General features: G+C 64.4%; 15 protein-coding genes and 1 pseudogene. 2 read left to right on the top strand and 14 right to left on the bottom strand.

Annotated elements, in window-relative coordinates; genetic code table 11:
• Positions 1 to 153 precede the first annotated feature (153 nt).
• The 7 genes and pseudogenes from AC0L2P_RS15405 to AC0L2P_RS15375 all read right to left on the bottom strand — a co-directional run bounded on the left by AC0L2P_RS15405 (position 154) and on the right by AC0L2P_RS15375 (position 5259).
• Complete coding sequence (locus tag AC0L2P_RS15405; protein WP_473502162.1) at positions 154 to 750, bottom strand: cation efflux transmembrane domain-containing protein; 597 nt, start codon at positions 748 to 750, stop codon at positions 154 to 156.
• Positions 751 to 1061: 311 nt separating this feature from the next.
• Positions 1062 to 1393 (bottom strand): annotated as a pseudogene (locus AC0L2P_RS15400) (four-helix bundle copper-binding protein).
• Positions 1394 to 1403: 10 nt separating this feature from the next.
• Positions 1404 to 1724: a CopM family metallochaperone gene (gene copM / locus AC0L2P_RS15395; protein WP_473502160.1), complete on the bottom strand. Its 321-nt coding sequence runs from the start codon at positions 1722 to 1724 to the stop codon at positions 1404 to 1406.
• 67 nt (positions 1725 to 1791) lie between these two features.
• Positions 1792 to 2154 (bottom strand): hypothetical protein, encoded by a 363-nt coding sequence (locus tag AC0L2P_RS15390; protein ID WP_473502159.1) that lies wholly within the window; start codon positions 2152 to 2154, stop codon positions 1792 to 1794.
• Between the two features lie 125 nt (positions 2155 to 2279).
• Complete coding sequence (locus AC0L2P_RS15385; protein WP_473502158.1) at positions 2280 to 3485, bottom strand: NAD(P)/FAD-dependent oxidoreductase; 1206 nt, start codon at positions 3483 to 3485, stop codon at positions 2280 to 2282.
• A complete protein-coding gene (locus tag AC0L2P_RS15380; RefSeq protein WP_473502157.1) occupies positions 3482 to 4195 on the bottom strand; it encodes a methyltransferase domain-containing protein in 714 nt (237 codons plus the stop codon). The genes AC0L2P_RS15385 and AC0L2P_RS15380 overlap by 4 nt, the downstream gene beginning before the upstream one ends.
• Positions 4192 to 5259: a type III polyketide synthase gene (locus AC0L2P_RS15375; protein ID WP_473502156.1), complete on the bottom strand. Its 1068-nt coding sequence runs from the start codon at positions 5257 to 5259 to the stop codon at positions 4192 to 4194. Before AC0L2P_RS15375 ends, AC0L2P_RS15380 begins: the two co-directional genes overlap by 4 nt.
• A gap of 261 nt (positions 5260 to 5520) precedes the next feature.
• Here AC0L2P_RS15375 and cueR point away from each other — a divergent pair, with 261 nt between their 5' ends.
• Together cueR and AC0L2P_RS15365 are read left to right on the top strand one after the other, a co-directional pair.
• Positions 5521 to 5919 (top strand): Cu(I)-responsive transcriptional regulator, encoded by a 399-nt coding sequence (gene cueR, locus AC0L2P_RS15370; protein ID WP_473502155.1) that lies wholly within the window; start codon positions 5521 to 5523, stop codon positions 5917 to 5919.
• Positions 5916 to 6470: a cytochrome c gene (locus AC0L2P_RS15365; protein WP_473502154.1), complete on the top strand. Its 555-nt coding sequence runs from the start codon at positions 5916 to 5918 to the stop codon at positions 6468 to 6470. Before cueR ends, AC0L2P_RS15365 begins: the two co-directional genes overlap by 4 nt.
• 5 nt (positions 6471 to 6475) lie before the next feature.
• Here AC0L2P_RS15365 and atzF read toward each other — a convergent pair whose 3' ends face one another.
• The 7 genes from atzF to AC0L2P_RS15330 are packed head-to-tail and all read right to left on the bottom strand — an operon-like array spanning position 6476 to position 13595.
• On the bottom strand, positions 6476 to 8284 hold the full coding sequence (gene atzF / locus AC0L2P_RS15360) for an allophanate hydrolase (RefSeq protein WP_473502153.1): 1809 nt from the start codon (positions 8282 to 8284) through the stop codon (positions 6476 to 6478).
• Positions 8281 to 8631, bottom strand: coding sequence for a cupin domain-containing protein (locus AC0L2P_RS15355; protein WP_473502152.1), 351 nt, complete (start codon positions 8629 to 8631; stop codon positions 8281 to 8283). The genes atzF and AC0L2P_RS15355 overlap by 4 nt, the downstream gene beginning before the upstream one ends.
• Entirely contained in the window at positions 8624 to 9292 is a 669-nt protein-coding gene (locus AC0L2P_RS15350; RefSeq protein WP_473502151.1) for a cysteine hydrolase family protein, read from the bottom strand. Before AC0L2P_RS15350 ends, AC0L2P_RS15355 begins: the two co-directional genes overlap by 8 nt.
• Positions 9292 to 10776 carry an ABC transporter ATP-binding protein gene (locus AC0L2P_RS15345; RefSeq protein ID WP_473502222.1) on the bottom strand — a complete coding sequence of 495 codons (1485 nt, stop codon included), beginning with the start codon at positions 10774 to 10776 and terminating at the stop codon, positions 9292 to 9294. The genes AC0L2P_RS15350 and AC0L2P_RS15345 overlap by 1 nt, the downstream gene beginning before the upstream one ends.
• 52 nt (positions 10777 to 10828) lie before the next feature.
• Positions 10829 to 11530: a biuret amidohydrolase gene (gene biuH / locus AC0L2P_RS15340; RefSeq protein WP_473502149.1), complete on the bottom strand. Its 702-nt coding sequence runs from the start codon at positions 11528 to 11530 to the stop codon at positions 10829 to 10831.
• A gap of 14 nt (positions 11531 to 11544) precedes the next feature.
• A complete protein-coding gene (locus AC0L2P_RS15335) occupies positions 11545 to 12471 on the bottom strand; it encodes an ABC transporter permease (RefSeq protein WP_473502148.1) in 927 nt (308 codons plus the stop codon).
• The gene (locus tag AC0L2P_RS15330; RefSeq protein WP_473502146.1) at positions 12471 to 13595 is read right to left on the bottom strand and encodes an ABC transporter permease; all 1125 of its coding nucleotides are present in this window, start codon (positions 13593 to 13595) and stop codon (positions 12471 to 12473) included. Before AC0L2P_RS15330 ends, AC0L2P_RS15335 begins: the two co-directional genes overlap by 1 nt.
• Positions 13596 to 13604 lie beyond the last annotated feature (9 nt).

Raw genomic sequence — 13604 nt, 5'->3', positions numbered from 1 at the left:
GACCCGAACAGGCAAACAAAAGGGGTGTTCCCCGACGATGTTCAACTTTTGTAACTTTTGTCTAATGTTGGCGCTCGCGCGACCACAACAGGCAAGAAGGCATCGATCAGGGCGCGAACCGACTAGGTACTGGTCGACTCTTTCAACCAGGCTTCACGAGACGGCGCGATGCTCCTCCCGAGCTGCCTCCCAGACCTCGCCCGCCGCGTCTGCGTTCAGCGCCGCAATTCCCAGGCCGACGATCAGATCCGGCCATGCCGAGCGCCATAGGAAGGCGGTCACCAGCCCGGCCAGTATGATCGCGATGTTGGCGACGGCGTCATTGCGGGCCGAGAGGAATGCCGCCCTGGTAAGACTGCCGCTGTGATGGCGGTAGCGCGCCAGCATGTAGGCGCATGACAGGTTGACCGCGAGAGCGCCCAACCCCGCCAGCGTCAGCGCCGTCGGCTGCGGCGGCACCGGCATGTTGAACTTTTCCCATGCGGTCCACAGCGTCGCCAGACCCGGCACCAGCAGGATAAGCGCCAGCGCCATGCCGACCCGCGAGCGGGCACGCAGCGACCATCCCATGGCGAGCAGTATGAGAAGGTTGACCGAGGCGTCTTCCAGAAAATCGACGCTGTCGGCGAACAGCGACACCGAGCCGATCGCCACCGCCACGGCGAATTCGACGCCGAAATAACCGAGGTTCAGCAGCGCGACGACAAGCACAACCCGGCGAAGGCCGTCCGACGTAATGGCTTGCTGCATGATCTGTCCCGATGTGATGCCGTTAATGTTATTGCTGGCGCCCCGTTCCTCGATGGTCTCGATCTCGCAGGGGCTTGCAAAAACCGCTCTTTGAGGCCAGCCTAGGCCGAACATGGCACGTCTGTCACCAAAACACCTCCTGGTCATGCTGCTGATCCGCGAGCACGGTGTCACCGGCAAGCAGGTCGTCGACGTCTGGGATCTCTCAGATGGCGGCGGAGGTATGTAGTACGACCGGGCGCGCCAGCTGGCTGATGCCGCGCCAGCTGGCTGATGCCGCGCCGGCGGGCTTGTCGCCCGCCGGCCGATGGTCAAGCCGCCATCTTCTGGCAGCTCTCGGCGCAACGCCGACAGGCTTCGACGCAATCCTGCATATCGCCGATGCGCTCACAATCTGCCGCGCATTCTTCGCAGATTTCCGCACATTCGCGGCAGACATGCTTGTGATGCGCCGAACCGAGCAGCATGAAATGCGCAGCGGTCCGACATATTTCGGCGCAGGCGAGCATCAGCCGAAAATGTTGCGGCTCGGTGTGCTCGCCCCCGCCTCCAGGCAATGCCCGGACGCCGTGCCGAGGCAGGCTTGATAGCAATCCAGGCAAGCCTCTATGCAGCCCTTCATTTCGGGAGACTGGTTGTGCATGGTCGTGTCCTCACTCCGCCTTGGCCTGCCAGGCTTTCATCTGCTTGATCTCCTTTTGCTGGCTGCTGACGATCTTCTTGGCCATGGCCACCAGCTTAGGGTCCTGGCCGTACTTGATCTCCAGGCGCGCCATGTCTATGGCGCCCTGATGGTGAGGAACCATCATCATGACAAAGTCCTTGTCCGGTTCGCCCGACGGTTCCATCTGCATGCGGTCCATCATTTGCTTGTGGGTTGTCATCGCTTGCTTCGTGTAGTCTGACGATGCGGCGACGGCCGTTGCGACGCCGGCCATCAGGCAGACGGCTATGAGGGTTGTTTGCTTTCTCATGGTCTCTCCAATCGGATTGGGGCTTGTGAGCGAAAAACAGGATGGACACCCTGTTTTGGGCGTCCGCTCAGGACCTTCGATCGATTGGCGGCCGCTCAATTCGCCGAGGCACGGTGCCATGGGCGCGCGTCGAACCTGATTGAAACCGTCTTGCCTGAGCGCTCGACGCGCTCAATGCCATTTCGTGGAAGAGAAACGCATGACAGGCCGATCCGCAACACGCCGATCCGCAACACTGGGCGGCATAGTGAGCGGGACACGTTGCGTCTTCAAAGTGCCGGCTGGGGCCGGCGGGTTCCGCCGCCATGGATTCCTTCGACGTCGAGAGATGCTGCACGGGCGGCACGATCGGTTTGTCGGCGGCAAAAGGAATCGGTTCGGCGGCAGAAGGAACCGGCCGGCCGGCAACAATCAGCAACGCGGCAAGCATGATCCACGCCACCCATGAAACCATCATCGCTGTCGCAACCCGAACTGGCATTCGCGCCCAACTCGCAGTCGGCCTAACTGTTCCGACGGCCAGTGTTCGGCGTGCCCGATGCGCCGTACCCCTGGTCAGGCAAAGCCTGGAACCGGCTTGGTCTTGCCGCTCAGTTGCGCGCCCAATGTCAGGGCCTGCGGGAATGTCCGGACGATCGCCGCCATCAAGGTGGCGCCGCCGGGGCGAAGGGCAATTCCGGCGAGAGCCGCGGCAGCGTAGACCCGTGTCGAAAACAGTCTTTTCCAGGCCGCCTCATAGCGTCTGGCGGCAGCTTCGCGTCCCGCTCGGCCGCTTGGCGCGGATGCGAGTTCGCAAGCCAGCAGCCAGCCGGACTGAAGCGCCATCGAGATGCCCTCGGCGATGACAGGATGAGACTCTCCGGCTACATTGCCGACGCGGAAGATGTCCCCTTCGTAGCACGAGCGAATTCCCGGCCGGATCGGACCCGCGGCAAGCCACGGACCATCGAGAAGCGCCGGTTCCAGCGCCTCCCGCACGCCCCGGCACGAGTCCACGAGGTGGCGGGAGATCGCATCGGCGGCCGACAGGTGTCCATGTTGTTTACGCAACCGCGCCAGCATGTCGCGGCGAATGCAGCATGAGATCGACAAGCGGCCATGATCCGCCGAGACCATGCCGCCATAGCCGCCGGGGAAGGCCAGCAGAGGCATCAAATCCGGCGCGAGCGACGACCCCGTGAAATGCGCCTTGAAGCCGAGCAGGTTCGACGGGCGACTGGCCTTTGCGACTTGGCTGGGCAATGGTCCCGGTTCCCACGAGCCGTGCGCGGCGACAATCACCGGCGCGCGCAACACCGCCGTTTCATTTCCGGCTTGAATTCTTACCCGTTGCATCTCACCATCCCGCTCGACGGCGACGGCGCGGCAGGGCTGAAAGATTTCGGCACCCGCCGATCGCGCCGCCTGTAGAAGCAGAGAGTCGAGAATATCCCGGCCAAGCGCCCGGCCGAAGCTATCTTTTGCACGAGGCCCAGCTCCTGCATATGGCATTGCCGCCTCGACGCAGGTCTCGCCGGAAAACATGCCGACGCGGCGGATTTCGGGGCCGGCACTGGCACGCCAGGCATCGCCGATCTCGAGCTGGTCCAGCAGCGCAAGATTGCTTGCCGAGATGTATTCGCCGCAGACCTTGCGACGCGGGAACGCGCTCCTTTCCACAATGGCCACGGCCCATCCGCGCCGGGCCAGCGTGAGCGCGACGGAGGTGCCCGCCGGGCCGGCGCCGATTACGATCGCGTCATGGGTCGACAGTCCCGTCATGGCTCATCACTGGCGCTGGCGCCGACGAAGACGTGGGAAAACAGGCCGGCGCGCCGTTCGTCGACCGGGTTGCCGTTGGCCGCAAGCCAGAGGCCGGAAAGCTCGCTGCCGCGAAAGCCGGCACGCACGCTTTGCGCCGCATCGTTTCGTGTGACGTCATTGGCGCCGATTGCCGGCAGAAGATGGGTTGTGGCCAGCGCCAGTTTCGCCCGCAGCGGCTCCGTCGCCAGCAGCAACGGGGCTTTCGGCCTAATCAGCGAAAACAGACGCACGAGCTGCGCATCATTGAGGTGATGCAGGAACAGATTGACAGTAACGGCGTCGAAGCGCGTACCGTCATTCTTTCCTGCCCAGTCGAAGACATCGGCGGCGATGCCTTCGGCGTTCCATCCCAGCCTGTCGAAGTCGCCACGCAATTGCGCGGTGACGAGGTCGACGCGGTCGAGCATCACCAGTTTGACCCCAGGCCAATGCCTGGCCATGCGCCGCGCCACCGCCAGCATGAAGGAGCCATCGCCGGCGCCGATCTCCAGGATGCGGCGTGGCGGCGTTGGCACGAACCTCTTGAGCAACGACGTCATGATCGGCACGTGAAACATCAGCATATTGATGCGCCGAAGGTCGCGGCGCGCGGTCAGCGCTCGCGGATCATCGGCCGCAAGTCCGTCGAGGATTTCCGGCGCAAGCTGCCGATGCTCCAGGCCGCTCATGACACGGTTCGAAAGAGCATGGTTTCGGCAGTCAGCCCGGGACCGAACGACATGCCGCAGCCGAGCAGGCCAGGTGGCGCCTTCAACATCTCCTTCATCACGAACATCACGGTCGCCGACGACATGTTCCCGTACCGGCGCAACACTTCGCGCGACGGTTCCAGCGCGGTGGGTTCCAGTTTCAGGGCCCTTTCAACGGCGTCGAGCACCGAACGTCCACCGGGGTGCACGGCCCAAAGGTCGATGTCTTCCGCCAATCGACCGCCGAGAATGGCGGTCTGGTTGCTCCGTAACGCTTCATGAATCGCTGCCGGCACCTGGCCGGAAAGAACCATTTCGAAGCCGTGGTCGCGAATGTTCCAGCGCATCAGATCCCGCCGCTCCCTCGCCACCAGGCAATGAAAGCTATCGAGCTCGATGCCGGCCGGCTCGGCAGTGATGAGCGCGGCCGCGCAGCCGTCGCCCCACAGGCAGAACGACAGCAGCTTTTCCAGCTCGGTAGTTTGACGCAGATGCATCGTGCAGAGCTCGATATTGACCAGCAGGACCTTGGCCTGCGGGTCGGAGCGGACGATGTGGCGGGCCAGCTTGAGGCCGTTGATCGCCGCGTAGCAACCCATGAACCCGATCATCGTGCGCTCGACCCCGTCCGGCAGTCCGCAGCGCGCAACCAGCTCTAGATCGATGCCCGGCGCCGAAAAACCGGTGCAGGTGGTAACAATGAGATGGGTGATGCGGGAAGCGTCGTCGCCAAGCTGCAATCCGTCGATGCCCTTTTGCGCCAGAACAGGGGCGGCATCGTCGAACATCGCCATTCTCACCGCCGTTCCGGGAAACGCGCCCCGAATGAAGGTCCCGGCCAGGTCGGCGGATGGTCCTTCGGGGTCGGACGCCGGGGCAAAGCAGGAATAGCGGTGCTCGATGCCGGCAAGATCGGCCATGCGTTCGAATATCCTCCGGCGATCGGCCGCGAGCATCGAGGCCGCGAAACGCAGGTAGAATTGATGAACCTCGTGCTCCGGCACCGCTGTCGCGATCCGGTTGATATAGGCCTTGACGGGCATATTCTGTCTCCTCGGCGTCTGCACGGCGTAACGTGCCGCCGGAGGTCTTTGCTCATCGGCACCCGGTGTCGAACACGGGGTTTGAGCACTGTTCGATAAAAACGTTTCCGAGGACTGATTTCTTCCCGAAGTCGGTATGTGCTGTTGGCGGCAAACGGTTGGAGCGGGCGGGCGGTTGCGTCAGGCATCCAAAATCGCCACATCATGTTGACCTTCCACCCACTGGAAGGTCTATTTCCTCCGACAAAGGAGATTTCCGCCATGAACATCGGCGTCGCATCCGAAAAATCCGGCCTGCCGGCCAAGACGATCCGTTACTACGAGGATATCGGGCTCTTGCACCCGGCCCGGACAGACAATGGCTATCGCGATTACTCGACGGCCGATATTCACCGCCTGCGCTTCCTGCAGCGCTCGCGAAGCCTGGGGTTTTCGGTCGACGAATGCCGCCAGCTGCTGTCGCTGTACCAGGACAGGGAACGTGACAGCGCCGACGTGAAGGCAATCGCGAAAGCCAAGCTGATGGAGATCGACAGGAAGATCGCCGAACTGGTCGGATTGCGCGGCTTGCTGCACCATCTGGTCAGTCACTGCCACGGCGACGAGCGGCCGGATTGCCCGATCATCGACGAGCTGGCAGGACAAGGCACGGCGCAGTGAGGCTCGCAGCTGCTGTAACAGTACTGTCGCTTGCGTCTGTCTCTGTCGTGCTCGCCGCCCATTCGGGCCGTGATGCGGTCATCCAGGCGCGCCAGGCCTCGATGAAGGACATGGCCGCGGCGGCAAAGACGATCGCCGGGATGTTCGACGGCAAACGGGCCTACGACGCCACGGCTTTCAAGGCTGCGGCCGAGGCCATCCGCGCCCGCACCGGCCCTGCCCTCATTGCCGAATTCCCCAGCGCGACATTGGGTGCGCCTTCAGGCGCCAAGCCGGATATCGACCCTGGCCGCCCGGAATTCGAAGCGCTGGCCCGTCACATAGGGACGCTGGCGAGCGCCCTGGCCTCTGACGCCGAGCGGGCGCCGCCGCGCATCACCGACGACATGAGAATGGGTTCCGGCCTGGCGATGGGCGGTGGCAGCCTGCTTGGCAAGCGGTCAGGGTCAGCGGAAGCCGACCCCGCCAAATCGCCGGCGGAGCACCTCCTGCACCTCATCATGCAGGATTGCTCGAGCTGCCACTCGAAATTCCGGCAAAAGGTCGAGTGATAGCGTCAGCGCCGCAGCTGCTGATCCGCTACGAAACTGCGCCAGCCGCCGAAATGCGAAATCTCCTTTGCATCGGTGAGGCCGGCACTTTCGACGAGGAAGCCTTTCGGCGAAGTTCCATCGTCAAGCAAAAGCGTGCCGATGCCGAGCGGTGGCGGGATCGCGGCGACGAAACGGCCGAAGGCTTGCGGCGACAGCCGCCAGACCTCGACCTCGATCGCTGCCCCCTTGCCGTTGCAGGTCCGCTCCAGCCCAGGTCGCGGCACCGACTGGCCGGCGAGTGCGTAGAGCCGGTAGAGCGGCGCCGTTCTTGCCGCCCGGGCGAAACTTGCGCCGAGCTGCTGCAACTGGCCGTTCAGCGCCATGCCCGACAGATGCGCGCCGACCACGGCCAGCTCGATCGTGCCTTCATCGACGTCCACGCAAACATCGCCACGCGGCGGCAGCGGCCAGCCTGTAGCACCCAGCGAAAGGCGACTTGCCGCATGGATGTCGCGGGCAAGCGATGCCGTCAGATCGTCCTTGCCCGTCGCCGCAAGCAAGGTGACGCTCATCGGCAGACCGTCGCTGCGGGTTCCGCTCGGCACGGCAATGCCGCACATGTCGAGCAGATTGACAAAGTTGGTGTAGGTGCCGAGCCGGCTGTTGGTGACGATCGGGTCGGCCAATACCGCTTCGACCGTGTAGTGCGTCGGCGCGGTCGGCACGCAGAAAAGGTCGACCGAGGCGATGACCGGCGCGAGCCTGGTCTTGTAGGCTTGCAGGGCATAGAGCCCCTTGAAAGCGTCCGCGGCTGAAAGTTTTCGCGCGGCGCCGATGATCTGCCGCGTCACCGGATGCATGGCCGCCTCGTTGGCATCCATGAAGTCCCTGATCGCAGCATAACGCTCGGCCACCCAGGCGCCTTCGTAAAGCAGGTTGGCGGTGGCGTAGAAATCGCCGAACGGGATTTCGACCAGCCTGCAGCCCAGCGTCTCCAGCGCGGCAAGGGCGGCCTCGAAGCCCGCCTGCATCGTCTGGTCGCCGAAGAAGGTCCAGTCGGCCCTGGCCGGCACGCCAACCGTCAGCACCGGCGGGCGCGCGGCAAGCGGTTGGGCGCCGAGGTCACGCGAATAGGCATCGGCGTCGTCCTTTGCCGCCGCCGCCTCGAACACGCGGTAGGCGTCATCGACCGTAAGCGCGAAGACCGAGACGCAGTCGAGCGTGCGGCAGGCCGGCACCACGCCGGCGGCGGAAATCGCGCCGACGCTCGGCTTGAGCCCTACGATGTTGTTGAGGCCGGCGGGAATGCGCCCCGAACCGGCGGTGTCGGTGCCGAGCGCGAACGAGACGATGCCGCGCGCCGTCGCCACAGCCGAGCCGCATGAAGAGCCGCCCGGCACCAGTTTCGGGTCGATCGCGTTTCTCGGAATCGGATATGGCGTGCGTACGCCGACCAGGCCGGTGGCGAACTGGTCGAGATTGGTCTTGCCGACGACCAGCGCGCCGGCGGCCTTGAGCCGCGCCACAACCGTAGCGTCTTTCACTGGCGAGTAGGCATATTCCGCGCAAGCCGCCGTGGTCGGCATGCCGGCAACATCGATGTTGTCCTTGACCGCGAACGGTACGCCCCACAGCGGCTTTGCCACGGGGTCGAACGGGCCGAGCTTTTCTGCTTCGGCCAGCATCTCCGCCCTGTTCGCCAGATGGATGAAGATGCCCGGGTCATCGGCCGCCGCGAGCCGCGCATGGACCGTATCGATCATGTCGCCGATGCTGACGCCGGCCTGATATGCGGCGTGCAGGCTCACAATATCGAAACGGATGTCGCTCATTTGGCCTCGCCCAGAATGACTACCGGCAGGTTCCACTGGATAAGCACCACGCAGCCATCGTTCGTCCACACCGAATGCTCGCTCCCGACCGGGTTCAGGATCACGCTGCCCGCTCCATGATCGCCGTTCTCGTCGCTCTGGGTACCGTCCAGCACGATGATCGTTTCCAGCCCGGCATGGCGGTGGCGCGGCACGGCGGCGCCGGGCCGATAATTCAGGATCGCGACCGACGGTTCAGTCGGTCCGCCCTTGAGCAGCCAATGCGCTGTAATGCCATCGCGGAAGTGCTCGAACGCCAGGTCGCGCCAGCCCCCTTGGATGAGAGGCTGGTATGCAAGGTTAGGCATTGGCAATTCCCTCGAGCACCTGATCTGTCGTTGCGGTCCAGCCAACGATGGCGCCCTGCGCCCTGATCATGGCAAGGGCAGCCGCCTTGAACTCCGGAAAATAGCTCTCCGTCGCATCCTCAGCGAGCAGGCATTCATAGCCGCGGTCGTTGGCCTCGCGCATCGTGGTCTGCACGCAGACCTCCGTCGTCACTCCGGCAAAGACCAGTTGCTGTGCGCCGAGCCGCTTCAGGTCGTCGCCGAAGCTGGTGGCATAGAATGCACCCTTGCCGGGCTTTTCGATGACGATCTCGCCAGGCAGTGGCGCAAGTTCATCGAGGATCGCCGTTCCCGGCTCGCCGACGATCAGCACACGACCCATCGGACCGACATCGCCGATCCGGATCGACGGATTGCCGCGATTGCGCTTGGCCGGCGGCAGATCCGAAAGGTCTGCCTTGTGGCACTCCATTGTGTGGATGACCGGCAGGCCGGCGCCGCGAAATCCCTCGATCAGCCTTTTCACCATCGGCACGATCGCCGTGATCCGGCTGACGTCGTTGCCGAGGCTGGCGCCGAAGCCACCGGGTTCGGCGAAATCGCGCTGCATGTCGATGACGACCAGCGCCATCGCCTCAGGCCTGCAGGCAAACGGAAACGGCAGCGCCTCGATCGCCGCCATCAGTGATGTCCCGCCATGTGCTCGCCAATCGTCTGCACGCTCGCCTGCGCGATCGGCGTCTCGTAGACCAGCGCGCCGTCCGACATGACGAAGATGCGGTCCGAAAGTTCGAGCAGTTCGTCGAGATCTTCCGACATCAAGAGCACTGCCGCCCCGGCATTGCGCGCCTTCATGATACGGCCGCGGATTTCGGCGACGGCGGAGAAGTCGAGGCCGAAGCAGGGATTCGATACAATGAGCAAATCGACCTCGCCGGTCAGTTCCCGCGCCAGCACGGCACGCTGCACATTGCCGCCCGACAGTGACGAAATCGGCGAAGCGAGCGAGGCCGTCTTGACCTTGAACTGTTCGACCAGGCGGGCCGCATAGTCCCTGATCGCACTCATCCTGATCCAGTTGACCGGCTTGCCGGCTTCGTCGAGGTCGAAGGTGCGGAAGGCCATGTTTTCCACCACGGTCATCTTCGGTGCGCAGGCATTGCGCAACGGCTCCTCCGGAATGAAGCGGACATTGAGCGTGCGCGCCTCGCTGCGGCTGGCGCCATAGGGCGAGCCTTTCACCAGAACGTCGCCGCCATTGCGGGCTCGCTGTCCGGCAAGGACTTCGAGAAACTCCTTCTGGCCGTTGCCGGAGATGCCGGCGACGCCGACGATCTCGCCGGACTTCACGTCGAGCTCGCCGATGTCGATGGTTTTCAAGCCGGTGCGGTCGGGCGCCTTCAGCGACTTTACCGTCAGCACCTGTCTGGCGCCGGCCGGCACCGGAGCGCGGCTGTCGAGTGCTGCAATCGGCTGGTCACCGATCATCATCGCGGCCATCTGTTTGTGCGAAAGCTCCGAGACTTTGCCGGTTCCGGTCAGCCTGCCCTTGCGCAGCACAGTGATGTCGTTGGCAAACGCCGTCACTTCGTGGAATTTGTGCGAGATCATCAGCACCGTGAGATCGCCCGTCCTGGTCATGTCGCGCACCAGGCCAAGCACTTCCTGCGCCTCTCCGGGAGTGAGCACCGAAGTCGGCTCGTCGAGCACCAGGAAACTGCGGCCGAGATAGAGCTGCTTGATGATTTCGAGCTTCTGCTTCTCGCCCGCGGCAAGCTCGGCAACCTTGACGTCGAGCGGCAGCTTGAACGGCATGCGCTGCATGAATTGCGCAAGTGCGGCGCGCTCCTTGCGCCAGTCGATGACGCCGGGCACCATCTCGCGGGAAATGACCAGGTTCTCCGCGCCGGTCAGCGACGGGACGAGCGTAAAATGCTGGTAGACCATGCCGAGCCCGAGCGCCGACGCATCCTTGGGGCTGGCGATCGCGACCTCGCGGCCATCGACCAGCATGTCGCCGGAGGTCGGGTGGTAAAAACCCATCATGCATTTGACCAGCGTCGACTTGCCGGCGCCGTTTTCACCGAGCAGCGCATGGAATGATCCCGCCGGCACCTTGATCGAGACATCGTCCAGCGCGGTGAAGGCGCCGAAGCGCATGGTCATGCCGATGGTCTCGACGCCGACGGCTTTCTTGGCTCCGCTCAAGGTCGTGTCCTCACGGCAGTTGCGCGACGAAGGACGCCGAATTCGATACCGCGCCGAACACCCCGCCCTGCATCTTGATCATTTTGATCGCGGCGAGATGGTTGCCGTAATCGGTTGCCCCGCAGCAATCCTCTAGCATGACGCATTCGAAGCCGCGATCATTGGCCTCGCGCATCGTCGTGTGGACGCAGACATCGGTGGTGATGCCGGTCAGCACGATGTTTTCGATGCCGCGCTGGCGCAGGATCAGTTCCAGGTCGGTGGCGCAGAACGACCCCTTGCCCGGCTTGTCGATGATCGGTTCGCCCGCCGCCGGATAGAGGTCGGGGATGATGTCCCAGCCGGGTTCGCCGCGCACCAGGATGCGCCCGCAAGGTCCGGGGTCGCCGATGCCGGCATTGATCCGGCGCGAGCGCCAGCGCTTGTTGGCCGGCAGGTCGGCGAGATCGGGCCGGTGGCCCTCGCGCGTGTGAATGATGGTGTAGCCCTTGGCCCGCATGGCCGAGAGCACCGACTTGATCGGCTCGATCGGCGCCCGCACCAGCGAAAGATCGTAGCCCATATGATCGACATAGCCGCCCGGCCCGCAGAAATCGGTCTGCATGTCGATGATGATTAGCGCCGTATTGTCCGGCCGCAGCTCGCCATTATAGGGCCATGGATAGGGGTCGGCGTCGATATAGCGCTGGGTGATCTCGGCTCTGGCGTTCATCGGCAAAACTCCAGTCATTTGGTGATCGACAGTTCGCCCGGCGCGCCGGCAAGCGAGCGGCTGGGCGACGAGGTGGCGATCATGATGATGAGCGTGAGGATGTAAGGTGCGGCATAGAAGAGATAGTAGCCTTGGGTCACACCGACCGATTGCAACGCCGGGCCTAGCGCGCCCGCACCGCCGAACAACAGTGCCGCGGCAAAGCAGCCAAGCGGATTCCAGCGCGCGAAGATGACCAGCGCCACCGCCATCAGGCCCTGCCCCGACGAGATGCGTTCGGTCCAGCTGCCGGGATAATAGAGCGACAGATAGGCGCCACCGATGCCGGCGAGCGCACCGCCGACGCCTGTCGCAAGCAGGCGCACGGTGTTGGGATTGAGGCCCATGGCGCGCGCCGCATCGGAGCTGTCGCCGACGACGCGCACGATCAGGCCGGCGCGCGTGTTGCGGAAGGCCCACCACAGGAACAGCGCAAGTGCCGCACCGATCAGGAACAACACATTGACGTTGAGCGCTGCCTGCACCTGCGGAATGTTCGACCAGCCACCGAAGGCGATGGCCGGCAGGTCAGGCGCCGAGGGCTGGATGAACGGCTTGCCGAAGAAGAAGGCGAGACCGGAGCCGAACAGCATCAGCGCGATGCCGATGGCGATGTCGTTCACCCCGCGGAATTTGCAGATCCAGCCGTGGAACAGACCGAAGCAAAGACCGGCACCTGCGGCGGCCAGCAGGCCGAGCCATGGCGAGCCGGTCATCACTGCGACGGCGTAAGCGGTCATGGCGCCGAAGACCAGCGTGCCTTCGAGGCCGAGATTGATGCGGCCGGAGCGCTCGGTGATGGCTTCGCCGAGCGAGACGAAGATGAAGGGTGTTGAAACGCGGATAGCGCCCCCGAGAATGGCGAGCGGCACGCCCCACAGGCCGATCTCGGTCGCGTCCATCAGGAGCCCCTCTTCCACAGATCGGGATTGAAAACCTTGAAGCGGCCGTAAAAGGTTTCGCTGAACAGGATGACCACGAAGAGCATGCCTTGCAGCACCAGCACGGTGGCGTCGGGCAGGTCCATGCGGCGCTGGATCAGCCCGCCCGAGGCGCCTATGCCACCGAGCAGGAAAGCGACCGGAATGATGGCGAGCGGATTGTGGCGGGCGAGGAAGGCGACGAGGATGCCGGTATAGCCGTAGCCGGCGGCGAGCGAGGCGTTCGCGCTGCCTTGCACGGCGCCGACCTCCAGCATGCCGGCCAGCCCGGCAAAGCCGCCGGCCAGCCCGGTGAAGCCGACGATCAGCGGCCCGACGGCAAGCCCTTGCACCTGGGCCGCCCTGACATTGCCGCCGGCGATGCGGGCGGCAAAGCCCCAGCGCGTCTTTTCGATCAGCAGCCAGGACAGGACGCAGGCGAGAATGCCGGCGACCAGGCCCCAGTGCACGTCCATGCCTGGAATGTTGCCGATGCGGTAGGCATCCACCAGCGGCTCGGTCGAGGGTTTGTTGAGCGAGGCCGGATCGCGCAGCGGCCCTTCGACAAGATGGTTCATCAGCGCGATGGCGATATAGGCCATCAGCAGGCTGGAGATGGTTTCGTTGACGGCGCGGTAATGGCGGAGTGCGCCGACGGCACCAATCCAGATGCCGCCGGCGACCGCGCCCGCCGCGCCCATCAGCAGGATGACCAGAAAAGCCGGCGTGCCATTCGCCGCGACGCCGATGGCGGCGGCGGCAACGCCGCCCAGCACGATCGCGCCCTCCCCGCCGATCACGACGAGGCCGAGCCGTGCCGGCAGCGCCACGCAGAGCGCTGCCAGTAGAAGCGGTGCTGCCCGCGACAGCGAGTTCTGGATCGAGAACCACGAGCCGAAGCCGCCGCGCCACATCGTCTCGTAGAGTTGCACCGGCGATTTGCCGACCAGCGCGATGAACACGCTGAACAGCGCCATGCCGACGATCAGCGCCGCGAGCGGTATGACGAAGGCTTCTGCCCGCCGCGCCGCCCATTCGAGCGCCGCCGGATAATGCCTGGCGCCAAACAGCGCCGGTGCGCCCGCAGTGCTGACCGTATCTGCCATGGCCCCGTC

Source organism: Mesorhizobium sp. WSM4836 (genome assembly GCF_055811815.1).
Note: the sequence above shows the minus strand (reverse complement) of the source record. Positions and strands in the feature narration are given on the sequence as shown.